General features: G+C 63.5%; 15 protein-coding genes. 8 read left to right on the top strand and 7 right to left on the bottom strand.

The genetic code is table 11. The features are described 5' to 3' along the window. Window positions 1-14: 14 nt before the first annotated feature. From AC07SI_RS00745 to AC07SI_RS00730, 4 genes are read left to right on the top strand one after another with little or no spacing between them, the layout of a single operon-like run. A complete protein-coding gene (locus AC07SI_RS00745) occupies window positions 15-1,235 on the top strand; it encodes a hypothetical protein (protein WP_495004915.1) in 1,221 nt (406 codons plus the stop codon). 15 nt (window positions 1,236-1,250) lie between these two features. Continuing rightward, window positions 1,251-1,991 carry a molecular chaperone gene (locus AC07SI_RS00740; protein WP_495005045.1) on the top strand — a complete coding sequence of 247 codons (741 nt, stop codon included), beginning with the start codon at window positions 1,251-1,253 and terminating at the stop codon, window positions 1,989-1,991. A 56-nt stretch (window positions 1,992-2,047) separates the two neighbouring features. Next, a complete protein-coding gene (locus AC07SI_RS00735; RefSeq protein ID WP_065906851.1) occupies window positions 2,048-2,521 on the top strand; it encodes a CS1 type fimbrial major subunit in 474 nt (157 codons plus the stop codon). Between the two features lie 20 nt (window positions 2,522-2,541). Continuing rightward, window positions 2,542-3,282, top strand: a complete 741-nt coding sequence (locus AC07SI_RS00730; RefSeq protein WP_495004914.1) for a molecular chaperone — start codon at window positions 2,542-2,544, stop codon at window positions 3,280-3,282. On the opposite strand, the gene AC07SI_RS00725 is transcribed toward AC07SI_RS00730, so the two are convergent. Both AC07SI_RS00725 and AC07SI_RS00720 read right to left on the bottom strand, forming a co-directional pair. Next, window positions 3,272-8,296, bottom strand: coding sequence for an NEL-type E3 ubiquitin ligase domain-containing protein (locus AC07SI_RS00725; protein ID WP_495004913.1), 5,025 nt, complete (start codon window positions 8,294-8,296; stop codon window positions 3,272-3,274). The two genes, AC07SI_RS00730 and AC07SI_RS00725, sit on opposite strands and share 11 nt — an antisense overlap. A gap of 118 nt (window positions 8,297-8,414) precedes the next feature. After that, the gene (locus AC07SI_RS00720; protein ID WP_495004912.1) at window positions 8,415-11,546 is read right to left on the bottom strand and encodes a transglycosylase domain-containing protein; all 3,132 of its coding nucleotides are present in this window, start codon (window positions 11,544-11,546) and stop codon (window positions 8,415-8,417) included. A 180-nt stretch (window positions 11,547-11,726) separates the two neighbouring features. Between AC07SI_RS00720 and AC07SI_RS00715 the strand changes: the two genes are divergently transcribed. Continuing rightward, window positions 11,727-16,307 carry a hypothetical protein gene (locus AC07SI_RS00715; protein WP_495004911.1) on the top strand — a complete coding sequence of 1,527 codons (4,581 nt, stop codon included), beginning with the start codon at window positions 11,727-11,729 and terminating at the stop codon, window positions 16,305-16,307. Window positions 16,308-16,565: 258 nt separating this feature from the next. Further along, window positions 16,566-17,978, top strand: a complete 1,413-nt coding sequence (locus AC07SI_RS00710) for an amino acid permease (RefSeq protein WP_065906841.1) — start codon at window positions 16,566-16,568, stop codon at window positions 17,976-17,978. Window positions 17,979-18,023: 45 nt separating this feature from the next. Here AC07SI_RS00710 and AC07SI_RS00705 read toward each other — a convergent pair whose 3' ends face one another. The 4 genes from AC07SI_RS00705 to AC07SI_RS00690 form a co-directional block, all read right to left on the bottom strand. Further along, on the bottom strand, window positions 18,024-19,148 hold the full coding sequence (locus AC07SI_RS00705; RefSeq protein ID WP_065906839.1) for an OpgC family protein: 1,125 nt from the start codon (window positions 19,146-19,148) through the stop codon (window positions 18,024-18,026). 143 nt (window positions 19,149-19,291) lie between these two features. Continuing rightward, window positions 19,292-19,588: a cupin domain-containing protein gene (locus tag AC07SI_RS00700; RefSeq protein WP_065906837.1), complete on the bottom strand. Its 297-nt coding sequence runs from the start codon at window positions 19,586-19,588 to the stop codon at window positions 19,292-19,294. A 62-nt stretch (window positions 19,589-19,650) separates the two neighbouring features. Continuing rightward, window positions 19,651-19,935 (bottom strand): putative quinol monooxygenase, encoded by a 285-nt coding sequence (locus AC07SI_RS00695; RefSeq protein ID WP_282396798.1) that lies wholly within the window; start codon window positions 19,933-19,935, stop codon window positions 19,651-19,653. Between the two features lie 21 nt (window positions 19,936-19,956). Then, window positions 19,957-21,576, bottom strand: a complete 1,620-nt coding sequence (locus tag AC07SI_RS00690) for an FMN-binding glutamate synthase family protein (RefSeq protein ID WP_065906834.1) — start codon at window positions 21,574-21,576, stop codon at window positions 19,957-19,959. Window positions 21,577-21,753: 177 nt separating this feature from the next. Here AC07SI_RS00690 and AC07SI_RS00685 point away from each other — a divergent pair, with 177 nt between their 5' ends. After that, window positions 21,754-22,335, top strand: coding sequence for a hypothetical protein (locus tag AC07SI_RS00685; protein ID WP_065906832.1), 582 nt, complete (start codon window positions 21,754-21,756; stop codon window positions 22,333-22,335). Here the strand turns inward: AC07SI_RS00685 and AC07SI_RS00680 are convergent. After that, on the bottom strand, window positions 22,307-23,071 hold the full coding sequence (locus AC07SI_RS00680; protein WP_106805031.1) for a helix-turn-helix transcriptional regulator: 765 nt from the start codon (window positions 23,069-23,071) through the stop codon (window positions 22,307-22,309). The genes AC07SI_RS00685 and AC07SI_RS00680 overlap by 29 nt on opposite strands. 93 nt (window positions 23,072-23,164) lie before the next feature. Here AC07SI_RS00680 and AC07SI_RS00675 point away from each other — a divergent pair, with 93 nt between their 5' ends. Continuing rightward, complete coding sequence (locus AC07SI_RS00675) at window positions 23,165-23,986, top strand: carbon-nitrogen hydrolase family protein (RefSeq protein ID WP_495004910.1); 822 nt, start codon at window positions 23,165-23,167, stop codon at window positions 23,984-23,986. Window positions 23,987-24,109 lie beyond the last annotated feature (123 nt).

The following is a 24,109-nucleotide window of genomic DNA, read 5'->3' as shown; positions in this document are numbered from 1 at the left end:
GAAAACCCAAGGTTATGAACAGCTTCCTTTTACGCACCACGGGCACGGCGATGCTGCTGTATTCCTTCGCGGCGTTGGCTGACGAGGACATTACCGCGCGCTTCAGGCCGGACCCCAGCAACCCTATGGTGAACAAGTTCGAGAACACCACGCCGATCAGTTCGATCTGCGGTTACCACATTGCAGCGCGCTGCAAGGCGATGGGGATTTTCAGCCTGCGGGATGTGAACCTCAGGATCACCAGCATTGCGCCGATCATTGCCAACCATGAGGAGGAGCGCCAGGGCTTCATGGTCAAGGTGCCGTCCGATTGGCGTGATTTGACCGTAACGCATACTGCCACCCGGGAAACCGAGATCGTTCAAGTGCGGATGGCCGGGATTGGTGGGCTCTGGACCGTGCCCAGTCCAGGTGTGTCGGCGTGGGCACAGCCTGGGATCGCCTGGACAACGATGTGGCGGTCTGCGCCTCCCCCTTGCCAAAGCACCAACCACCTTGCAGCGGGTACCCGGACGGCTTCGTACTTCTGGCTGACGCCTGAAGGTGCTGGCCCTTGCAGCCGGAAACCGTCCCAGGAGCTGCGCAGTATGAGCGTCAACACCATGGAGTACGCCTACGAACTGCGCACACCCAATCCGCTGGGCATGTCCAGTGGGCTGTACACCGGCAGCATCACCTACAGCATGGGCCCGGGCGCCGATTACGATTTTGGCGACATCATGCTGCCCTCGAAAAACGCCTTCACCCTCAACTTCACCTTGAGCGTGGAGCATGACCTGAAGATCGACGTGCCGCCCGGTGGCAATCGCGTCGAACTGCTACCACAGGGCGGCTGGCAAGCGTGGCTGAACCAGGGCCGCAAACCCGCGCGGTTGTTCCGTGACCAGACCTTCCACATCTCCGCTTCATCGCGTTTCAAGATGCAGATGGCCTGCGAGCGCGTCATTGGCGACACCTGCGCCCTGCGCAACACCAGCGATGGCCACGAAGTGCCGGTGGATGTCAGCGTCAGCCTGCCCCATGGCTTGAACCGTGAAGACGGCGGCGCCGTGATTCGTCAGCCGCTGTTATTGAGCGGCGCCGGTACCGAGCAGTTTCAGCCAGGGTTTTATGTCAACCGACGCCCCGGCACCTTGCACTTCGAGGTCCAGAAGCCATACGCCGACCAGATGGTCGAGCGCGGCGGCAGCACGTACGCGGGCCAGGTTTCGGTGATTTGGGATTCGGATCTCTAGATGAGGCTCATGACAATGAAACATGTGTTGGCGCTGTGTGCGCTGTGCTGGTTGCCGCAGTCGGTACCGGCGGCTCCGAATATCAATGTCGGGGTGTTTTATGACTACCTGGACGCCGATAAAAGTACCTACCTGAAACGGGTGTTCAACAGTGGTGACAGCACGGCCTTCATCAAGGTCGCGGTGATGGAAATCCTCTACGACAGCGACGGCGGTTCCGCGGAAGTCGAGCTCAAGAGCGATGCCCAGACCGGTGTCCGCGATGGCCTGATGGCCACGCCGTCACGCCTGATCGTGCCGGCCAATGGCGTGCAGGGCACGCGCTTGCTGTACCTCGGCGAGCGGGAAAAAGAGCGCTACTTTCGCGTGCGTTTTGTGCCGGTGATGCCCGAGCAGGACGACGAGTTTGCCGTGTCCGAGGAGGAGCGCGACGTCTACAAGACCCGCCTGTCGGCCGGGGTCACGGTGCTGGCCGGGTTCGGCACGGTGTTTTTCGTGCGGCCCAAGGTCACGCGGTTTGCCACCCGTGTCGATGAGCAACCCGTTGAGTACGGGCTGCATAACGACGGTAACAGTGTGGTGGTGGTCGATGAGTTCAAGGACTGCGCCAGCGGCGATAGCCACGACTGCCGACCGGTGACCAAACATCACATTTTGCCGGGTCGTGCCTTCGGTTTTACCAGGCAGGCCGGGCGTACCTATCGCTTTACCCTGATCGAGGGCAGCGAGAAAACACCCTATGAGGTCAAAGGCTGATGGTCAGTGAAATAGCCCAGGCACGCGCATACCGTGCGTGCAGACGGTGCAAGGTCATGTCCGCGGCGCTGCTGCTGATGGTGCTCGCGTTGCTCAGTACCCAGGCCCTGGCGATCCGTGAAGAGCACGTGTTTGACGTGTCGGTGACCATCCCCACCCAGGATTTTTATGTACTGCCGATCAACCCCGGGTTCTTCGAACGTGAACAACAGATGGTCTGGGACCTGGTGCCGGGACGCCTGCGACCGGTGCGCGAACACTTTGACGTGAAGAGTTCGGCGGGCGGCATCAACGCACGGCTGGGCGCGCTGCCGATGCTGTTCAACGGCGGGCGTACCTACATCGACTTGAGTGTGACCTTCAACGGCCAGGTGCTGGGCCTGGCTGACACCCTGGTGGTGCCGCAGGCCGAGGCCAGCCAGGGCAAGCGGGTGCTGCTGGATATCTCGGCGGTCGAGCCGGCGGAGGGGTTTACCCCGGGTGAGTACTACGGCAGCGTCGAGTTGCTGTTCGATGCGGTACGGCCGTAATGGTTTTTCGAGGAGTGGTGATGAAGTCTTTATGTGCAACCCTGGGTTTGCTGCTGTGTGCCCTGAACGCCCACGCCGGGCCGAACATCAATGTCGGTGATTTCTACGACTATCTGCGCGGCGATAAAAGTACCTACCTGAAGCGCATCTTCAACGGCGGCACCCAGACCGCCTTCGTCAAGGTCAACGTCAGCGAGATGCTCTACAAACCGGACGGCAGCTATGAGGAAGTGCCGCTTCGGGTCGAGGCCGACGGCAGCGTGCGCAATGGCCTGATCGCCAGCCCGGCGCGCCTGATCGTGCCGGCGGACGGCATGCAGAGCACGCGCCTGGTGTTCATTGGCGAGCGCGATCGCGAGCGCTATTTCCGCGTGCGCTACCTGCCGGTGGCACCCGATAAAGATGATGGCTTCGGGCTGAACGATGAAGACCGCCAGGCCTACGAAAACACCCTGGCGGGCGGCGTGCAGGTAATGGCGGGCTACGGCACGGTGTTCTTCGTGCGGCCCACGGACAGCCGCTTCGATACCCGTGTCGAGAACGGCGGCCGCACCTACACCTTGCGCAATGCCGGCAACACCGTGGTAGTGGTGGATGAGTTCAAGGATTGTGCGGTGAATGACCGCACCGCCTGCGCGCCCACCACCAAGAACCATATCTTCCCCGGCCGGGTCTTCAGCTTTGAAAAACAGGCCGGGAGGATCTATCGGTTCTTCCTGGTGGAAGGCACCACCGAGACTGTCATCGAGATCAGCGGCTAGGGCGATTGCGTAAGGTCTGCGCCGCCATCAGCGCTGCGCGGGTGCGGTCACGCATCCATGCCTGGGCGATGTCGCCCAGTTCTTCCTCGCGTTTTTCGCAGGCGGCCTGGAATGCCGCCGGGTCGGCGGGGTCCAGTCCGCTCATGCCCAGCTCACTGGCCAGGGCATCGACCTGTGTTTGCAGCGCTGCGGTGTCGGGTGTCTGCGGCCACTGTTCGCCCAACTCCAGCAGGTCGAACAAGCGGTTGTGTTGCGCCTTGAGCCACTGCTGCTGTTGGGCATATTGGCCGGCATAGCGACGTTGCAGCCACTCGCACCAGTGCGCGTCGAGCAGCATGCGGTTGACCAGGCCGTCGCCCTCGCCAAGCTCGAGTACTTTGGCATACGCCGCGTCGATCTGTGCGTCGCTGACCCCGGCGATGCTGCGGTAGAGCATGTGCTCGGCGATCCACGGCAGGTCCAGGCGCTCGGCGAGGGCGGTCTGGTAAGCCAGGTAGATTTCCACTTCATCCACCTGGCCGGCCACGCCGTCGACGACCTCGGTGAGAAACCGCAAGCCCTGGCCTCCTTGGGCGACCGGCGCCAGGCGCTGTTGAACGTCGGCCCGGATTACATCGTTGAGCTGTTGCAGGCGCGCACGGCCCTTGACCAGGGTGACCAGTTGCCGTTCATGGGCCTCTGGCGTCGGTGACTGGTGCTCGATCTGGTAGAGCAGCACCTCGACCCCCATTTCGTTGAAGATCTGCGTGCCGGCATCCGGGCAATTGCCGGGAAAACTGGCGATCTCGAACAGCCGATTGCGCAGCGGGGTGTCGACGGCGGCCGCCTGCAGCAGGGTCCAGACCTGCCGGGTCAGGGTGCGGTGGTTGGCGCGGTAGCGTTGCTGATCTTCATCTGTCTGGAACCGCTCCGGTATTTCCAGGGCCTTGATCACCTCGAACAATCCCTGGGAGCCGTGTTCGTGCTCCAGCGCATCCCAGACTTTGCGGGCGTCGTCCTGGCCTTGCGGTGACAGGTAGTCCAGCCACGGCGTGCTGTCGCCCTGGGGTTCATAGGTGCGCTCGGGATCCAGCCCGACTGACGCGCGGTAGGCCTTGAACCGTTCACGCTGCAGGGCGTCGAGTGCGGCGCGATTGAGGTAGGTCGCGGCGACAAGCCGGGCCTCGGCACTGCCCAGGGCCACCTCGGGCACGTGGGTAATGGCGGTGCCCTGCAGGTTGAGGACAAACCGCGAGGACCGGGGCACCTCGAACAGCCCATCGGGCCACTGCGCGACAGGGCTGTGGCTGAGGTCCAGGTGAACCAGGTCGCGCATGCGCCCGATATCCGGGGCCCTGTGGCTGCGGGTGTTGTTGAGCTTCAGGCGCCGCAGGTAGCGCAGGTTTTTCAGGCGGGTGACATCCACCGCCTGCAACGCCAGCGGGCACCAGGCCAGGTCGAGGTTTTCCAGGTGGCGCAGGTCGCGGATCGCTTCCGGCAGCCGGGACAGCGGGTTATCCGCCAGATACAGGGTGGACAGCTGCGGGAAGTGTTGCAGGAACTCACCATGGTCCGCGTTGAACTGACTGTGGATCAGGTTCAGCCGGGTGACATGGCTGAAGTCGGCGCGCAGCGGTGGCAGGGTATCGGGCAGCGTTATGCCGCTCAGATCCAGGCGCGTGCCGGAGGGTTCGGTATAGGCGCGGATCTGATCCTGCCAGCATTCAAGGAGTTTGCCGCGAATGAACAGGCGCAACTCAAGCTCCCTGTCCGGCGGATGGTTGCCTGGCTGGCGCGACCAGTGCGCCAGGTCAGCGTCCAGGCGGTAATGGTCGACGATCAGTTGGTTGACGCGGGGGCTGAGGTGCTCGCTGCCGACTTTTTCCATAAAGGCCAGGATGTGCGCCTCGCTCTGGTGCGTAAACACGGTTTTCAAGGCGTTCAGGATCACCACCTGCTCACTCATGACGACCAGCTTCGGCGTGCGCGCAGGCGCGGGGGAGCCGAGCAGCTTCAGTGTCTCCTCGTCAGCCTGGCTGCGCACGGGGGGGTGGGCCAGCGCGCTGCGGCGTTCGGCCAGCGGTTCCAGGGTGGTCAGCAGCCAGTGCCGCAGGCCCTCGCCTTGGCCGGGTGAAAGCCCGACCGCCTGGCGGCTATCGGCGGGCGCGGCGTGCAACAGGGCTTCGTACAGGGTGTCGGGGCCATGCAGCTTGCGGTGTGCGCCGTCGCGGACCTCATAGCCCAGGGTGTCCTTCCTGACCAGGATGCGCCGGGTGCCGGCGTTGACGGGGCCGGCCTCGCAGCGCAGCGGACCGTCGGCGGTGTGCTGGCGAATCTGCAGGTGCAGGTCGGCGAAGAAGTCGCTGTGCCGCTTCAGGGTGTTGAGCAGCATGCGTTCGCTGTCGGCGGTCTGGCGCCAGGGGAAGTAGAAACTTTCATAGGCGTGGCTGGTGCCGGCGGCGAAATTCAGTTCACGGGCCAGATTTTCCAAACGCAGCGGCAGGCGCCGGTGGTCCAGCATCAGGCTGCGCTCGGCGGCATCAGCACTGTCGAGCAGAGACCGTGCGACGCTGGAGTCCATCTGCGGGAAATGCTCGCGCAGCAGGCGGATGCCCGGCTCATCGGACAGCTCACGCACATGGTGGGCGTACTGGCCGATCTCGGGGGCCTGGCGGGTGACGTAGGCGGCCAACAGCTCGCGCAAGTGCTGCACTTGCCCGGCCTTGGGCACCTGGGCGCCGAGCAGCAGGCGCGCCTGGGCTTCATCGAGAAACCCCAGCACCCGCTCCGGCAACTGCCCGGACATCACCTGCGCCACACTCATCTTGAGGGTGTCCGCCGGGGCGGCGTCGAGCCGGCCATAGCGGTGGGAGTCGCCGCTCAGGCTGGGGCTGAGGAACACTTCCAGGGCCTTGTCCTGTGGCCAGCCCTCGAGTTCGGTAACGGTTTGCTCGAACCAGGCGGCAGCCGGGTCCAGCGGCATGCCCGTGCGGATCTGATCACTGGCCGACTGCGCGCTGGCGTAGGCCTCGAAGCGGTTGAGCGTGTCAGCGAGCAGCGGTGGCAGCGGCTGGTCCTGCAGATACGCGCCACGTAGCACGTCGTCATCGCAGCCACTGGTGAGGCGGATGCGTTCCAGTTGCTCATCGCTGAAGGCCTCGACCCTGGGCCCGAGGCGGCGCATCAACGTGCGGCTGTCCCAGGTCTGCGGCTGGTCGGCTTCATGCACGACAATCCCGTTGGCCCGGCGATACAGCTGTGGTCGATACGCTTGCGGGCGGCGTGGGTGGACGATGCGCGCGTGTTGCACCCGATACTGCGCGCCTTCGTGTATCAGCCGTTGCGCGGGATCGAGTGTGCCCTGGTCGTCGACATAGGGCGCAAGGTCCGGGTTCCACAGGCGTTGACGACCGTCTGCACTCTGCACCGGCTTGAGCCCTTCGACGAACGCTGAGAGTTTCAGGCGCAGTGGCGCGGCCAAGGTGGTACCGGCGGCGAACAGGCCGAACTGGACAAAGTCCTGCGCCACCCCGAGCAGATGATCCGCCGCCTCCGCGCCTCGGCCCTGGGCCCAGTCGACCACGCCTTCGAACACCTCGTCGGTGATCTGGTAGGCGGTGTAGGCGAGCATCACTGCGCCCAACCCCGGCAAAAACGGCGTGAGTACCTGCAGGGCGGCGTTGAAGAGGTCGCCGAGGATTTTCCCCAGGTTGTCCCACCAGGCCTGGCGCGCCAGGGTATCGGCGCGAAGGGTGGAAACGGCGATGTCCTGGGCATCGTTGAGCACCTTGTTCAGGTGCACCCGGTAGCGGTAGTGCCACAGGTCATCTGCGCCGCCGTTGCCAGCGCGGTTGGGGTGGTCAGCCGCGATGGGCTGCACATGAAATTGCAGGTGGGGGTTGTCCAGCGGTGTGTCTTGCCAGGTGGGCTGGCTGTCGGTGGGCGCTTTGATGCGCCATTGCACCCGGCTCAGGCGGGTGTTGAGGTTGGCGAAAAAAAAGCCGCGCTGGTCATGGTCGACAAACCGGCTGAAGAACACCTGGTAGTGCTCGGCATCCCGCAACTGGCGGGTCACTTGCGTCATGAAGGCCATCGGCGTCGGGTATTGCTTGAGCGGGTGCTCGGGGTCGTCCGGCACATAGGCGATCACCCGCGCTGCCGAGGGCGACGTCGCGCAGAACAGCAGGATGCCGGTGAGCCGGCTGTTCATCATGTCCAGGGTATGGGCGGCCAGGGTCTGGCCGTCGAGGCGCAGTGTCGGGTTTCCATTGATCAGCCCCAGCACGGCGGTGCAGGCATCGTGGGCAATATCGCCCTTGACCAGCGCCAGGTGGGCGGCGGCTTTCAACCCGGCTTTGTGCTGGTCGATCACTTGCCGGCGTAGGTCGCGGGCGACCGTGGGGGTGTAGACCCCCATGACGATCTTCAGGTGCTCGCGGTAATGGCGGCCGATGTCCAGGCCACGACACAGTTGCTTGAAGCGCTCGGCAGTGAGGGCGGTGCCATTGGCCTTGTGCTTGAACGTCAAGCTGCGTTGCTGGCCACGGGCATCGGCGGCGGACAGGAAGGCATAGTCGACGAAACGTTCTGAGGCGGCAAAGTTTTGCAGCGCCGCGTCCAGCAGGGACACCGTGCGGCTGGTCACGGCTTGCTTGAAGTCATGCACCCACCAGGCGCTGGTGGCTTTGACATACACGCGCAGGAAGGTGTTTCTCACATCGATCGGGCCGTAGTCCGCCAGCAAGGCGCTGCCCAGCACCCGTTCGGCGTAGGCATATACGTCATTGAGCTTCTGCAGCCGCTGGTCGAGGGTGTTGAGGGTGTCCCAGTGGTCGGCAATCGCCTGCTTGAGGCCGGCGTGCTGGTCCGGTGTGGCGCGGGGGTACGGCGCGGGATCCTTGAGCCCGACGGCGCGCAAGGCGTGCAGGCGTGCCAGGGAGGTGCTTTTGAGCCAGGGCGGCAAGGCATGCTTGAGCAGCGGGTAGTGCCGACCTTGAAACGCGGTAGTGAACGGGACAGGGGAAATGACGACCATGCAACAGATCCTGAAAAGAGCCATGAAAGCGCTTCAGTCTATTGAGGCCAGGGGCCGGGAATAAGTTTGAATACTGGGTCGGACAGGCCGGATAACCGCGCCTTCCGTCCAACAAATGTCACCTCGAAAACAGCCGGCTACCGCCTTCGGTGACCGCCATCGTGGCGGGGGTGCACAAGGTATGGCTGCCCGGTTGCAGGTACGGCATCAGCACCGGTGCCATGCCCTTGAGCACCTGCACCGGCAACGCCGAGGTAAAGGTGAAATTCTGCGCGCCGCTGCCGGGGACGAAGGCGGTGAGGGTGCCGAAATGCCGGTCGCCGATGTAGAACACAAAGGTCGCCGTGCGGTTGATCGCCTTTGAGCTGAGGATGCGTCCACCGGCGCCGATCGCCTCGATACGGTTGTCGCCCGTGCCGGTCTTGCCGCCCATGGCCAGCGGTGTGCCGTCGGCCAGTTTGAAACTGCCCGACACGCGTTTCGCCGTACCCGCATCCACCACCTGCGACAACGCCCCACGCAATGCGGTGGCAACTTCGCTGGGCATCACCCGCTTGCCTTTGTCGGGGTTGTTCACCAGCCGGGTTTCATACGGCGTGTCGGCGGCAAAGTGCAGGCTGTCGATGCGCAGCGTCGGCTCGCGTATGCCGTCGTTGAGGATGGTGCCGACCAGTTCCGCCAGCGCCGCCGGGCGGTCGCCCGAGCTGCCGATTGCGGTGGCCAGGGATGGCACCAGATGGTCGAACGGGTAGCCGACCGCCTGCCAGCGCTGATGAATATCCAGGAACGCTTCGATCTCCAGCATGGTGCGGATACGGCTGTCGCGGGCGCTTTTGTGCCGGCTCTTGAACAGCCAGCCGTAGACTTCCTGGCGCTCATGCTCGCTGGCGGCGACGGCCTGGGTGAAGGTGGCGTCGGGGTGGTTCAACAGGTAGCCGAGCAACCACAAGTCCAGCGGGTGGACCTTGGCGATATAGCCTTGGTCCGGCAGGTCGTAGGCGCCAGGGCCGTAATCTTTATAGAGCTTGGCCAAGCGTTCGTCGCTGAGTTTTTCCGAGGCTTTTTGCGTGTTCAGGTGCGCCCGGACAAAGCGGTTGAAACTGTCCTGGCTGGCCTGCGGCAGCAGGTAACGGTGCACGGCGGCCAGGCGCATGGCGGTTGGGCGCATGCCGTCCAGGAAGGTGTCGAGCCGGGCCTGGGTGTCCTTGTTGCGGTACTTTTTCCAGAAGCGCAGCAGGAAGGTGGTGCCTTCGCGGTCGGCGAACTGGGCCAGGTATTCCTGGCGACGTGGGTCGCTGTCGTCCTTGAGCAGCTCGGCACTGTTGTTGGCGCCGTGATAGGTGCTGTAGCGCACCAGGTCGCGCATCAGCCGAATGAACGGCAGGTTGATCGACTCGCGCAGGGCGTCGCGCAAGCTCGGGCTGCGGCCGTTGTCTTCGTTGCGAAAGTTGTGAAAGTGATGCATCCCGCCACCGGTAAAAAAGCTCTCGCCGGGGCTGGCGGAATACTGCCGGTCAAGCGCCGCATCGAGCATCTTCGGCAGGCTCTGGTCGCTGTTTTGCGCCAGGTAGTCCACTGCCCAGCGCGACAGGCGATCCTGTTCGTCGATGTCGACTTTCTTCAAGGCCGCAGGCGTCTGGCCGGCGTAACGGTCGTGCAGCTCGCTGATGATTTGCAGGTAGGTGGTGAGCACGCGCAGCTTGGCCGTGGAACCGAGTTCCAGCTTGCTGCTCTCGTTGATATCGAAGGGCTGGTCGGTGTTGTCGGTCTGCACCCGCACGCGGGCACCGTCGCCGGTCATCTCATACAGCGTGAAGCTGTAGCGCACCTGGGCGGTGCTGGCGGGCGTCAACAGACGCGGGCCGAGCAGGCCGAGCTGGCCGGCGAAGGCGGGGTCGGCCAGGTGCTTGAGGTAGGCGGTGGCCTGGGTCTGCAGGTCATTTTGCAGGGTGCTGGTGGCGGACAGGTCGAGGCGGTCGAGGTCGTACAGCGGACGGTTGAGCAGGGCGGCCAGGCGACTGCGCGCGACGCTGATGCCTTTGTTGGTTTCAATCGGTTGCAGCGTTGGTTGCTGCAGCCAGTCGCGGTAGCTGATCTTGCTCGCCAGCGCGGCCTTGGCCAAGGCCGGCTCGACCACGCCGTTCTGCTCCAGCAGGCGGATATGGCTGTCCGTCAGGCTCGTCAATTCGTCGCGGCCCTTGGACAAGTAATGCGAAGGCCGGCGCTGGGCAATCATCAACGACAACACTTCGCGCAGCGCCAGGCCTTTTTGCGCGAGGTGTTGCGTGCCGGGTTCGGCGAGCAGGGCGTTGGTTTTGTCAAAGTCGGCGCCGTACCACACCCGCAAACCTTCGGCCATGCCATGCACTTCACCATGACCGGGCACGGCCGACAGCGGCACGCTATTGAGGTAATCGCGCACGATATTCTGCCGGGCCTGCAAGGTTTGCGGGCCGGCCTGATAGGCGCGCACGCTGGCGGAAAACATCTGGCGCAGTTTCTCGCCGCCGGACAGGGTCAGGCCGTCGGGGGAGTGGCGGTATTTTTCCAGTTGCGTGGCCAGGGTACTGCCGCCGGCGCTCTGCCCGGGCAAGTGCAGCAGCCTGGCCACTTGTGACCATGCCGCCTTGGCGAAGCGCGGCCAGTCCACCGCCGGGTTGGCCTGGGGCTGGGCCGGGTCGAGCAGGTCGCGGTTCTCGATGAACAGCAGGCTGTTGACCACCACCGGCGGGATCGCGCTGAACTGCTGGTACGCCTGCTGCGGGTAGGTGAACTGGTACAGCGGCTCGGCCCGGCAGTCATTGATCGACAGGCCCGCCTGGATCTTTTCGGCATAGGGCACGAACAGGCCGCGCCCGACATACGTCATGAGTGGCGCGGAAAAGCGCACCTGGCTCTGCACCTGGTAATTGCGCTTGAGCAGGCGCGGCAGGAATTGATCGAGGTCGCTGTAGCCCAGGCGCTTGTCGAAGGGGCCGTCACCGGGATACACGATGGCATCGCTCGCACCGGCTTGCAGCGTGTAGCCGAGGGTGCCCGCCAGACGGCTGAGTTCGCGCGCCTGCCAGTGCGCGGTGCGCATCTCGCGCTGGGCGGCAAACCCTGCGGCGATCAGGCCGATCACCAGCAGCAGCCACACCAGGCGCCAGCGGTACGCAGGTCTGCGCGGGCGTCGTGGCAATGGCTGTTCATCCGCGCTGTCGGTGGGAACCGCAGCCTGGGTTGAATCGGTTTGCCATAGAGCGCCCATAGTCGATTGATCCCATCCCGGCAGATTGATCGGACTTGAATGAAGCTTAGACGCTGATTGGCGCCGTCGAAGAATTTGTCTGCGTGGGGGCATCCGGTTACCACCGACCGTCGTGGTACTTCCCTACCGTTCGGGCTTATCGGACTCACTTCAGCGTCCGTCACAAGGAAGTCCACTGCCATGCCTGTAACACATTCGCCGCGTCGCCCCCATATCGAGCAGATCATCAGTCTGTTTTCCCAGCCCCCGACCTTGCGCGAAGTCGCCCTCAAGCAGCTGCAAGCCACGCTGAATCAACGTTTCCCCAGCCTCAATCTGCACGCCGAAGGGGTGAGCATCGGTACCCCGGTGCAAGCCGATCAATATCATTACAGCCCGCTGGCCGATGAGGTGCTGGTGTGCCTGGCCGGCGCCGAGCCGCTGCGCTATGTCGAGGATTATCACCAAGTGTTCCTGCACCAACGCGAGATCCATGTGCGCGGGGGCCCGCCACTGGCGGACGTCGAGCAAGTGATCAACCAGCTCGGCCCCAGCCTGCTCGACGCCTGGCTTGAACAGCTGCAGGACTGGTGGCGCGGCACGGTGCCGGTGAACACCACGCGCTGGGCTTATTTGTCGGATGATTGCCTGGCGTTGCTCTATGACAGCCCGAAACCACCGGGCATGAATGCGCAGCAATTTGGCGACGCGTTCCCACGCGCGGCGATGCGTGCCAGTCGTCCCGATCACCAGTGGAGCCTGCACGACGCAACCTTGCCGGTGCACACCGTGTACGTGCGGCCCCGAGGCACTGCGCAGCCGGCGCAAATGCTGCCGCTGTTGATCCTCGGCACGTGGCTGTTCAGCCCTGCGACCGGGCTTCACCTGCTCGAGCGTGTGGACGATATCGACACACGGATCCCCGACTACCTGAACGCCCGCCTGGCCGGCCAGGCCCTTGAGTGGTTTGTGCAGGCCCCCTGGGGCGACCCCTTCGATGCGCTGGCCGCCAGCTATGCCGAGCGCCAGCGTGCGGACACCTTGGCGATCGACCGCACGGTGCCGCGCACGCCCGCACAGTTCCAGGCCATGCTCGATTACATCACCGACCCTTCGCGCTGGTTCGAGTCGGTGCTGACCCCGTTTCAACTGCGCGTGCAGGACCAGTTGCCGCTGTGGCTGATCCATGCCTCGGCGGCCGACAGCCTGGCCTACGCCGGCGCGTTGCAGGCGATGGTAGTGGCGGGCGGGCAGGGTTTCCTGGACGGCATTGCGCCGATCCGCACCTTCGCTGCCGAGGCCCTCAAGGGCTGCCTGCGCAAGGAGCGCCGCGCTCACGGCATCGAGCCGGACGACATCGAGCTGACTTACCACATCGTGACGGCGGTCATGACCCCGGGCGGCTTTGCCACGGGCGAGGTGCACCCGCTGACCTTGACGCTCACGGACCTGGCGCTGGAGAACCTTGGCGGGTTCCCCCACTTGCCGTCGGCGATCAAACTCAAGGGCGCCGCCGCGCCCGACTGGATGACGGCCACCCTGCTCACGGGCTGTGTCACCGAGGTGGATATCGGCCAGGCGTACCCGGCGCTGCTGCGCCAAAAGCTGGTGGACGATCCGGCCGAACGCCTGCGCCGTGAAACGTTGTTCACCCGACAGCTGCGTGCGCAACTGCCGCTGCTGGCGTTGCAGATGAAGCTCCAGGGCGAGAACGGCCTGACCGACGCCGGTTATCGCCTGGTGCAGGCCGCGCTGCTGCAGCAGCCGGAGGCGGCGTTATGGCCGTTGGCATTCAAGGCCTCGCCGACCTCAGCGCCGGACACGGTGCTCAATCTGTATGTCATTGGCCCACGGCATTCGGAGGATGGGCCGCACCTGCTCTACCAGCCGTTGTTCAGCCCCAGCCTGCGTGAGTTTGCATCCGCCCAGGCGCTGTTCGATGCGATCGGTGCGCCAGGCCCATTGCAGGACACGGTGCTGGCGTGGCTGCCGCCGAGGCGTCAGGCGGTGTACGCCAACGGCGGATTCCAGGAACCCCATGTGCAGCATTTCCTGGCGGGTGATGAGTTCACTGTGCCCGATCGTCCTGCGCCGGTGCGCCTGAGCAAACAACTGCTGGACGCGGACCCGTTGCCTGGGGTGTTCGCCTCCACGGTGCAGGCGCTGGTCAGCCTGGCAGAGCGCGAATCAGTCTCCAACGCCGAGCAGCGCTGGATGACGTTCAAGGAAGGCGGCTGGTTGCTCTTCAATAGCCTGTTGCCGTTTCTCCGGGGGCCGGTGGCGCTGGTGGGATGGATGCTGCAGGTGATGGACAGTGTTCACCAGGATGTGCCGGCCATCAGTACGACTGACCCTGCCGCCCAGGCCAAGGGAGTGATGGACCTGCTGACCAACCTGGTGCTGATCCTCGCGCATCGGGCGTCACCTCACGAGGTGCCTGCCAGCCTTGACCTGCAGCATCCGGCGTTCGAGCCGACGCCGCGGCCGGCGCCGACCACGTTGGTTCGCGGTCCGCTGGAGGTGCCGTTGCGCGCCGCCGGTGGCTGGAGCAATGCCCGTGACACCCTTGCACCGGCGATGCAGGCGCGGCTCGAGCGGCTGAGCCTCAAGGCCTTCGCCCGGCCCTGGCCGGCGCGGTTGCCCGGCGCGCAGGTGGGCGGGCGCCTCGACGGGGTGTTGTTCAATGCCGCCGCGCAACCGCCGCAATGGCAGGTGCTGGTGCGGGGTCACGTGTACCGGGCCAGGGTCACCGACAACAGTGTGCGAGTCATCAGTGCCGATGGCCGCGAGAATGGGCCTTGGCTCAAGTTGCTCGACACTGGCCGCTGGGAGGTCGACCTGCGCCTGCGCCTGCTGGGGGGGCAGCCCGATTATTCGCGCGTTGGCGTGGACAGCGAATCGCGCCGCCAGCAGCTTGAGCAGGAGTACCGCCAGTACGGCGTGCGCCGCGAAACCGCGAACCGCGCCATGGTGGTGGCTTACACCCTCAAGACCAGCGACGCCGCCAGCGTCACCGCACAGCAACGGGCCACGGCGGCCAGCCGCTACACCCAGGAGCTGCAGAACAAACTCGACGCTTCGCTGCTGGAGCTGCAGTGCCTCAAGGACCTGCAGGCACTCAAGCCCCGCGCCGGTTATGAACGTGAACTGTCGACGTCGCTTGAAGGCGTGATCCTCGGCCTGCAGCAGTTGCTGGTAGAGGCGCGCTCAACGACCCTCGCGATCAATACTCGCCTGGAGCCGCTGCTGGACCGCGTGCAGTCGCTGAGTGAGGAAGAGGCCGCATTGGACATCAATCTGCAGGCGCATCAGACCCTGATCGACGGGCTGCGGCAATTGGCGGACAGCAACGAGAACGCGATCCGCTGGCGCACCCAGGAGTTTGCCTTCCTGAAGGAATTGGAGCGTGTTCCCAAGTTCGGACAGGACAAGGCCCGGGCCTTGCAACTGGGCTTGCCGACAAGTCCGTCGGTGTTGGAATTGCAGTCGCTGCAGGTGACAGCGTTGTGGGCGGTGGCGCTCAATACCGAAGGGCCGAGGCTGGATGAGGATTTTTTTCAAGGCTTGGACGACACCATTCAGCGCGCACGCTGGGCCAGTGGATCCCAGGCGCAGCTGGAGGAGTTGGCGCCCCATAGCACTGAACTGCGCATCGAGTTGCTGGAGAGCTTCAACCGTGTTTATGCCCAGACCGATGACCGCATCGAATTCTGGCGCGCGATGGCGCCGGATAAATTCCACCTGGTTTACCTGGACAAGTTGCAGCAGCTGTTCAGCCAGTTGCACGCAGAGGCAGACCGCGAGTTGTCCACCGCCCTGGCGCCTGCGACCCCTGCGACCCCTGCGCTACGCACGCAGCTGACACCTCGTGCGCCGCGCAAAAACATCATCCGCACGCGCAATCAGGAGCTGTATGTGGCTCAGCTAAAGATAACGACTGGCGAAGAGCCGGCGGAGGTGGCAGAGGTGGTGGATGCACAGAACACCGTAATCGCCTCGTTTACCCATGCCGCCGATGGGGTCTGGGAGCCGGTCAAGAAACCGGCTGCCACGCGTGCGGGTTCAATGTCCGGTCTCAATAGCCTGATTGAGCAGGGCCAGGCATTGCGGGCTGAGGTGGAAAAAGCCATCGGCGAGGTCTTGAGGATGGCGCGCACGGCCAACGAGCCGCAGTCGCTGCAGGATATCCTGGAGCAGCGTGCCGATAAGTTGCGCCAGTGTGCCGAGACCCTTCATCGGCACCTGCAGTACAGCGAGCCAGCGCGCCTGGCCGCCACCCAACGGGCGCGCGCCAGGACCGAGGTCGATGCCCTGCGAGCCGCCGCCAGCCGTTTATCCGAGCAGGGGTTGCGCGCTCGACTGAGTACCATCAAGGCACGCCTGCCCACCCAGTCCGGCGTGGATGTGCTGGTCAGTCATCATGAGGTGAGCATATTCCGGCAAGGCGGGCGAGTCGCGGTGGCCGGCAGCTCCAATGATTGGCTGCAAACCTATGTGGTGATCGATGTGCATACGCGCGAGGCCTTTTGTTACGCGCACTTTCACTATGAGCGCCAGACCAGCCCGGACGATCACTTCAATGCCGCGCACCTCAAGACATCTGCGCAGCATCGAATGGGCAAGCAGACTCAGGCACAGGCCCAGGCGCAGGCATTTGCCAGTATTCAGGCCGGGCAGGGCGGGCGTGTCAGCCTAAGCCTGGATATCCATCGCGGCGAAATCAACCGGCGGATGGCACGCAAGTTGTTCTTCGACGCACCGCTGTGGACGCCTGGTGGATAGGCCGGGATTGAAATGGCGCACCATTGCTGTGCGATACTCCAACCGCGCAATAGGATTTATACGGGAATTCCCTCTGAATATTGCCGTTTATAGAGTGAAAATCACTGGGTTGAGCTTTTTATACTGCACCCCCCTGATCTGGCCCGGCCAGACCGATTGACCCAAAAGGCCAAGCGGAAACGGTACGCCATGGCAGACCCGTCGTGACGTACCGGACTCAGAGGCTCATATCCAATAACAAGACGAGGTTGTATCCCTATGCCAGTCGGCAACCACCTGCCCCATGGCGAGACCGCTTCGGGCGGCCCGCTCAAACGCGAACTGGGCGAGCGGCATATCCGCCTGATGGCCCTCGGCGCCTGTATCGGTGTCGGCCTGTTCCTGGGCTCGGCCAAGGCCATCGAAATGGCCGGACCGGCCATCATGCTGTCCTACATCATCGGTGGCCTGGCCATCCTGGTGATCATGCGCGCCCTCGGCGAAATGGCCGTGCACAACCCGGTGGCCGGCTCCTTCAGCCGCTATGCCCAGGATTACCTCGGGCCGTTGGCGGGCTTCCTGACCGGCTGGAACTACTGGTTCCTGTGGCTGGTGACCTGTGTGGCCGAGATCACTGCCGTGGCGGTGTACATGGGCGTGTGGTTCCCCGATACGCCACGCTGGATCTGGGCCCTGGCGGCCCTGATCAGCATGGGCACCATCAACCTGATCGCGGTGAAAGCCTTCGGTGAGTTCGAATTCTGGTTCGCGCTGATCAAGATCGTCACCATCATTGCGATGGTGATCGGTGGCGTCGGCATCATCGCGTTCGGTTTTGGCAACGACGGCGTGGCACTGGGGATTTCCAACCTGTGGGCCCACGGCGGCTTCATGCCCAATGGCATCCAGGGCGTGCTGATGTCGCTGCAAATGGTGATGTTTGCCTACCTGGGCGTAGAGATGATCGGCCTCACCGCCGGTGAAGCGAAGAACCCGCAGAAAACCATCCCCAGCGCCATCGGCTCGGTGTTCTGGCGCATTCTGCTGTTCTACGTGGGCGCGTTGTTCGTGATCCTGTCGATCTACCCGTGGAATGAAATCGGCACCCAGGGCAGCCCGTTCGTGATGACCTTCGAGCGCCTGGGTATCAAGACCGCCGCCGGCATCATCAACTTCGTGGTGATCACTGCGGCGCTGTCGTCGTGCAACGGCGGCATCTTCAGCACCGGGCGCATGCTCTACAGCCTGGCGCAGAACGGCCAGGCGCCGGCCACGTTCGGCACCACCTCAAGCAACGGCGTGCCGCGCAAGGCGCTGCTGCTGTCGATCTTCGTGTTGTTGTTGGGCGTGCTGCTCAACTACATGGTTCCGGAAAAAGTCTTCGTCTGGGTCACTTCCATCGCTACCTTCGGCGCGATCTGGACCTGGCTGATGATCCTCCTGGCCCAGCTCAAGTTCCGCAAGAGCCTGACCCAGGCCGAACGTGACGGCCTTAAATACCGCATGTGGCTGTACCCGGTCAGCTCCTACCTGGCCTTGGCGTTCCTGGTGCTGGTGGTGGGCCTGATGGCGTACTTCCCGGACACCCGTGTGGCGCTCTACGTGGGGCCGGTGTTCCTGGTGCTGCTGACGGTGTTGTTCTACGTGTTCAAGCTGCAGCCGACTCAAGCGGCGGCACGCACCGCGAGCTGAGTTTCCTGCGCTCAACAAAAAGCCCCTTTCGGGGCTTTTTGTTTTTCAGGCGGTGGCGGGAGGCGCCGGTTGGGTGAGCCGTTTGTTCAAATCCAGCCAGGCCCCCAGCAGCGCCATCAGCCCGGCACCTACCAATGCGGTGAAGATTTGCATGGCGAAGGCATCGCCGGTGATCGCATTGATCATGTCCGCCAGCGGTGCCAGCAGCACCCCCAGGCAGAACACCTCCAAGGAGTAGCGGCCCATGCGGCAGGTTTGCTGCGCTAGCCAGTTTTGCGTCCAGGCGTGGCCGGGTAGCAGCTTGGCGGTGACATAGGCCAGGGCCAGAAAGTGCAGCAGACGCACCGGCGACAGGTCGGTCTTGCTGATGGGGTACAGCAGGTCACTGAGCGCCGACGGCATCAGCGCGTCGTGGATTTCCGGCCAGCGCCACGAGAGCGTGAGAACCCCCGCCAACAGCGCATACACCGCCGCAGCGACGAACAACGGCTGACGCAACAGGCGCCGAGTCTTGACCGGGCGGGGTTGCCCGGCATGAATCGCCGCCGCGCCGCCCAGCACAAACAGCAACTGCCAGGTCACCGGATTGAAATACCACACGCCGTCGGCAATCGCTGCCAGGTTCCAGCCCAGATGCGGCGCCAGCAGGTACACCGTCAACGAAACAGCTACCACTGCCCAGGTCTTGCGCAACAGCAGCGGCAACACCAGCGGCAGGCAACCCAGCAGCACGATGTACAGCGGCAAGGGGTCCATCAGGTTGGGTTTGAAGCGCAGCAGCAGTTCATCCACCAGGGCTTGCTGGGGATGAGTGACGAAGTGCGTCAAGCCCATCTCTTCAACGAGGTCGCGGGTTTCCACATGGCTGTTGGCGAAGAACACGATGCCCATCAGCATCGCCAGCAAGAAGATGTGCACCACGTACAGCACCCAGGTGCGCCGCCAGATCTTCACGCAGGCGATCAGATAACCGTCGCGCTGCAGGATCTTGCCGTAGGCCAGCACGGCCGCATAACCGGCCAGGAACACGAAGACTTCCGCCGCGTCGCTGAAACCGAAGTTGCGCAAGGTGATCTGGCCCAGAGGGTTGTGGGGCACGTGATCCCAGAAAATAAAGATCAACGCCAGGCCCCGAAAAAAATCGATGCGCGGGTCGCGTCCGTTCAACATGGCAGCGGGCTCTTGAACAAGGGGTTTAGTAATGACAAGTGGACGACGGCTTCAGTCGAGCCGTACGTCGGGCGGGCGCAGGTTGGCGGTATTTGTAAGCAATTGCAAAGCTGAGTTTTTTGCTGAATGTCTCATCGCTTTGTTTAAACGTCGATGATCACCAGCGTGCCTTGACTGCCGGCGAGTACCGCGTGGGCGATGCCGGCTTCAACCAGGTACATCTGACCGGCGCCGACGTCGATGGCCTCCTCGCCAATAGACAGGCGCAAAAGGCCGTCGATCACCAACAGCCCTTCGTTGTAGTCGTGGCTTTCTTCTTCATAAGCCTGTGCATCCATGCGCAACACCTTGATCCGCGCCGGGCCGACCTGGCCCACGCGCGTGGATTTCCAGGTGTCCGGCAGTTGGGCGGCAAGGGCGGTGAAGTCGAGTAACGGCATGGTGAAGCTCCTTGTTTCAACGATGCCGTTCGGTGGTCCGGTTCAGCAGGAAAGTGGATGGTTTAGAACGTGTCCATCAGCAAAACCCGGCAGGGTTTGGCTTCGTATTGGTTGATCTGCGGCACCAGACGGGTGAAGTGTTCCGTCTGGCAGTGCGCATCGAGAGCGGCCTGGTCGGGCCATTGCTCGATAAAGATAAAGTGCCCGGGGTCTTTCTGGTCGACGAACAGATCGTAGGCAATACACAGGGGTTCCTGGCGGGTTTTTTCCACCAGTTCTGCATACCAGGGGCGCACGGTGTCGAGGTGTTCAGGTTTGATGAAGTCTTCGGCAATCACTTTCAGCATCGTATCGTTCCGTTACAAACATCAGGCAGCCGCGATTTCATTCGGCTCAAAACTATCGGCCCGCGCCATCTGCCACATGCGCGAGTAGAACTCGCCGTTCACTTCGCCGGTGAGCAATTCGCCAGGCTTGAGGAACACATGCAACTGCGAGAACAGCTTGATTTCGGTGGCCGACATGCGCCGCACCAGGTGTTTGGCCGACAGCTGCGACGGATGATCCAGGCCGGCTGCCGCGAGCATTTCAGCCAAGGCTTTAAGCGTGTTGCGATGGAAGTTGAACACGCGCTGGGCCTTGTCCGGTACCACCAGGGCGCGCTGGCGCAGCGGGTCCTGGGTCGCGACGCCGGTCGGGCATTTGTTGGTGTGGCAGCTTTGCGACTGGATGCAACCAATGGCAAACATGAAGCCACGCGCCGAGTTGGCCCAGTCGGCACCGATGGCGAGGACGCTGGCGATATCGAAGGCGCTGACGATCTTGCCGCTGGCGCCGAGCTTGATCTTGTCGCGCAGGTTCAGGCCCACCAGGGTGTTGTGCACGAACAGCAGGCCTTCACGCAGCGGCACGCCGATATGGTCGGTGAACTCTACCGGCGCGGCACCGGTGCCGCCTTCCTTGCCGTCGACCACGATAAAGTCCGGGAGGATGCCGGTTTCGAGCATGGCCTTGGCGATGCCCATGAACTCCCACGGGTGACCCAGGCAGAATTTGAAGCCCACCGGTTTGCCGCCGGACAGTTCACGCAACTGCGCGATGAACTGCATCATTTCGACCGGGGTGGAGAAGGCACTGTGACGTGACGGCGAGATGCAGTCTTCGCCCATCAGGATGCCGCGGGTATCGGCGATTTCCTGGGTGACTTTGTGCTTGGGCAGAATCCCGCCGTGGCCCGGCTTGGCACCCTGGCTCATCTTGATTTCGATCATGCGCACTTGCGGGTTCTGTGCCTGCACGGCGAAGCGCTCGGGGTCGAAGCGCCCGTCGCTGGTGCGGCAGCCGAAGTAGCCGCTGCCCAGTTCCCAGGTCAGGTCGCCGCCGTTTTCGCGGTGATAAGGGCTGATGCTGCCTTCGCCGGTGTCGTGGGCAAAGTTGCCGAGCTTGGCACCCTGGTTCAGCGCGCGGATGGCGTTGGCGCTCAACGAGCCAAAGCTCATCGCCGAGATATTGAACACCGAGGCCGAGTACGGCTGCGTGCACTGCGGGCCGCCAACCATCACGCGAAATGCGCTGGGGTCGCTCAGCGGCGCGGGGCGCATGGAGTGGCCGATGAATTCGAAGCCCGACTGGTACACGTCGATCAGCGTGCCGAAGGGTTTGTCGGCGGTTTCGTTCTTGGCGCGCGAATACACCAGCGAACGTTGGGCCCGCGAGAAGGGCAGGGCGTCGCTGTCGGACTCGAGCAGGTACTGACGGATTTCCGGGCGGATGGCTTCCACCAGGTAACGGATATTGCCCAGGATCGGGTAGTTGCGGCGTACCGCGTGGGGGCTTTGCAGCAGGTCGAACAGACCGATCAGGCTCAGTACACCGGTGACCAGGGTGATGGGCCACAGCCATTCATGTTCGATAAAAGGGAGGCTGGCGAGGGTGAAAATGACACAGGCAGCAAAGAACGCGTAACGGCTTAACAAGGACAGGCTCATACGGTTTTTCCTTGGTTCAACTCTGAAGGTCGATCACCCATTCTGCGCCTGTTGCGAAACCGCGGACAAGGTTTGAGCGCGCAGAGGCCCATTTCAGAGGGGTTGGCGCGCGGAACTCATCGGTTGCCCCGAGCCACTTAAACACACGTTCCTCAACCTCTCCAAAGTGAGCCGACCATGAATATCAATACTGCCCTGACTGCGGTGGATCTCCTGACACGCCTGACCCAGGCGCCGGAGGCGCGTCCTGCTGCGCCTCAAGTGGCTTCCGGGCGTGAGCCGTTCATCACACCGACCCATCGTCAATTTCCGTCTGGCTTGCGCAATGACAACCCCTTGGTCAGGTCCAGGCTCGACCAGCAATTCTCGTCTTCATCGGGCCACCATCCACGGGCCGCATCAGCGCAAATGCCGGGAGGCGCCGAGCGCACTGGGCTACAAAAGGCGGCGGGCGACGTTGCTCGCAACACCTGGTTTATTCCCGGCTTGAGCAACATGCTCCATGGGGTGGAAAAGTCCGACGGCAGCTTGAGCGGCGCGTTGGCGGGGATGATAAACGGTGTTGATAAAACCCTGCAGACGGGCCTGGCCACGGCGGCTCTGGGGGCTGCGAGGGGCGATTGGATGGCGGTTGCCGATGGCTACTCGCAAGCGGTGGCCCATAACGAATCCACGCCCGACTCGGTCAAGTCGACGCTGGCGCTGTCCCACTCCGTGAGGGGCGTCGCGGCTAGTTCCGCTGCGCTTGCAGGAAAATAGAGAACAGCTCCGACTGGGATTTGATCCCCAGCTTGCTGTACATGTGCTTCTTATGGACTTTCACGGTTTCCACCGAGATTTCCAGCTTGCGCGCGATCTCCTTGCTGGAGCAGCCGCTGAGCATCAGGCGGCCCACGTCCAGCTCGCGGGCGGTGAGTTGGGCGCCCCAGTCGTCATTCTGGATCGGCGGCTGTGGGGTGCTGACCTGGTTGAGTTCAAAGGGCAGGCGCTGGCGCAGCAGGCTCAGCACCCAGGGCTGGATCAGCGACAGCAGGGCAATCTGCTGCGGGTCGAAACGCTGCTTCGAGCCCAGGGAGAGGCACAGCGTGCGCCCGTCCGGCAGGTGGCAATTGAACTGAATTTCATCGGCCACCACATTGAGGCGGAAGTAACGCTGGTAGTACTCGGTGAGTTCGAAATGCTCCGGCGCCACTTCAGCCAGGCGTAACAGGCCGGTGTGCGAGTGCTCGCGGCTGGCGATATAGAAAGGGTCGAGCAGGTAGAGGCCGTTGAGATAATCCTGGAACAAATGGTCCGGGGTGCCGTCGGCGCCCGGGCATTCGGCGAACACCAGCGGGCGGTGTTCGCTGCTGAACAGCAACACCACCCAACTGTCGAACGGCACGTACTGGTCGAGCAGGCGCACCAGTTGGGTCCAGAAGTTGGCCTGGTCGAGGGCGTCTATCATTTGCCCGACTGAACGGTGCCAGGCGATGTCTTGCAGCGAAACGGTCATTCGTCTACCCCCATAGGGTTACCCCGGCGGCGTGATTTCCCCGGCGTGTGCGGCTGCGCATACTGCGCCACAGATAAAACCACAGGATGTCCCATGAAGGTCGAATTTGCCCAGTTGGCAGGCCGCGATAACGGCACAGCTTACAACCTTGAGCGCGCGTTGGCAGCGATTGCTGCAAGTGCAAGCGACACGCAACTGATCGTATTCCCGGAAACCCACCTCATGGGCTTCCCGACAGCCGAGACCGTCGCCGCCATCGCCGAGCCGGTGGATGGCCCTACTGTGCAGGCGATTATCCAGGCCGCCCAGGCGCGCGATATCGCGGTGGTGATCGGCATGGCCGAGAGCGACGGCGGCCAATTCTATAACACCACCTTGCTGATCACCCCCGAAGGCATCGCGCTGCGTTATCGCAAGACCCACCTGTGGGCCTCCGACCGTGGCGTGTTCACCCCGGGCGATCGCTACGCCACCTGCGTGTGGAACGGCGTGCGCGTGGGCCTGCTGATCTGCTACGACATCGAGTTCCCGGAAAGCGCCCGTGCGAATGCGCAGCTGGGTGCTGAATTGCTGATCGTCACCAACGGCAACATGGACCCGTACGGCCCCACGCACCGCACCGCGATCATGGCTCGGGCCCAGGAAAACCAGGCGTTTGCGCTGATGGTCAACCGCGTGGAAGAGGGCGATGGCGGCCTGCTGTTCGCCGGCGGCAGCGCCCTGGTGGACCCGTTCGGCACCTTGCTGTTCGAAGCCGGGCGCGAGGCCGGGCAATTTACCGTCGAGCTGGACCTCGACCAGCTGGCGGCGGCGCGCAAGGACTACCGCTACCTGGATGACCAGCGCTTGAAATTGCCCGGTGAGGTGATTGAGCACCCTGACGGCACGCGCGAGCTGCTGATCCCTGGAAACTGATGGAGCTCCTGTGGCGAGCGGGCTTGCCCTGCGGCCCCAAAACCTGCCACCGCGGGTTGTCTGGAGAAATGCGCTGAACGCAATGGGGGCTGCTGCGCAGCCCAACGCGGGGCAAGCCCGCTC

It is taken from the genome of Pseudomonas sp. GW821-FHT05D12 (assembly GCF_059419825.1).
Note: the sequence above shows the minus strand (reverse complement) of the source record. Positions and strands in the feature narration are given on the sequence as shown.

Excerpts from the sequence above, each read along its gene's own strand:
- AC07SI_RS00745 (WP_495004915.1), top strand. The coding sequence starts at position 15 with ATGAACAGCTTCCTTTTACGCACCACGGGCACGGCGATGCTGCTGTAT.
- AC07SI_RS00740 (WP_495005045.1), top strand. The coding sequence starts at position 1,251 with ATGAAACATGTGTTGGCGCTGTGTGCGCTGTGCTGGTTGCCGCAGTCG.
- AC07SI_RS00735 (WP_065906851.1), top strand. The coding sequence starts at position 2,048 with ATGTCCGCGGCGCTGCTGCTGATGGTGCTCGCGTTGCTCAGTACCCAG.
- AC07SI_RS00730 (WP_495004914.1), top strand. The coding sequence starts at position 2,542 with ATGAAGTCTTTATGTGCAACCCTGGGTTTGCTGCTGTGTGCCCTGAAC.
- AC07SI_RS00725 (WP_495004913.1), bottom strand. The coding sequence starts at position 8,296 with ATGGTCGTCATTTCCCCTGTCCCGTTCACTACCGCGTTTCAAGGTCGG.
- AC07SI_RS00720 (WP_495004912.1), bottom strand. The coding sequence starts at position 11,546 with ATGGGCGCTCTATGGCAAACCGATTCAACCCAGGCTGCGGTTCCCACC.
- AC07SI_RS00715 (WP_495004911.1), top strand. The coding sequence starts at position 11,727 with ATGCCTGTAACACATTCGCCGCGTCGCCCCCATATCGAGCAGATCATC.
- AC07SI_RS00710 (WP_065906841.1), top strand. The coding sequence starts at position 16,566 with ATGCCAGTCGGCAACCACCTGCCCCATGGCGAGACCGCTTCGGGCGGC.
- AC07SI_RS00705 (WP_065906839.1), bottom strand. The coding sequence starts at position 19,148 with ATGTTGAACGGACGCGACCCGCGCATCGATTTTTTTCGGGGCCTGGCG.
- AC07SI_RS00700 (WP_065906837.1), bottom strand. The coding sequence starts at position 19,588 with ATGCCGTTACTCGACTTCACCGCCCTTGCCGCCCAACTGCCGGACACC.
- AC07SI_RS00695 (WP_282396798.1), bottom strand. The coding sequence starts at position 19,935 with ATGCTGAAAGTGATTGCCGAAGACTTCATCAAACCTGAACACCTCGAC.
- AC07SI_RS00690 (WP_065906834.1), bottom strand. The coding sequence starts at position 21,576 with ATGAGCCTGTCCTTGTTAAGCCGTTACGCGTTCTTTGCTGCCTGTGTC.
- AC07SI_RS00685 (WP_065906832.1), top strand. The coding sequence starts at position 21,754 with ATGAATATCAATACTGCCCTGACTGCGGTGGATCTCCTGACACGCCTG.
- AC07SI_RS00680 (WP_106805031.1), bottom strand. The coding sequence starts at position 23,071 with ATGACCGTTTCGCTGCAAGACATCGCCTGGCACCGTTCAGTCGGGCAA.
- AC07SI_RS00675 (WP_495004910.1), top strand. The coding sequence starts at position 23,165 with ATGAAGGTCGAATTTGCCCAGTTGGCAGGCCGCGATAACGGCACAGCT.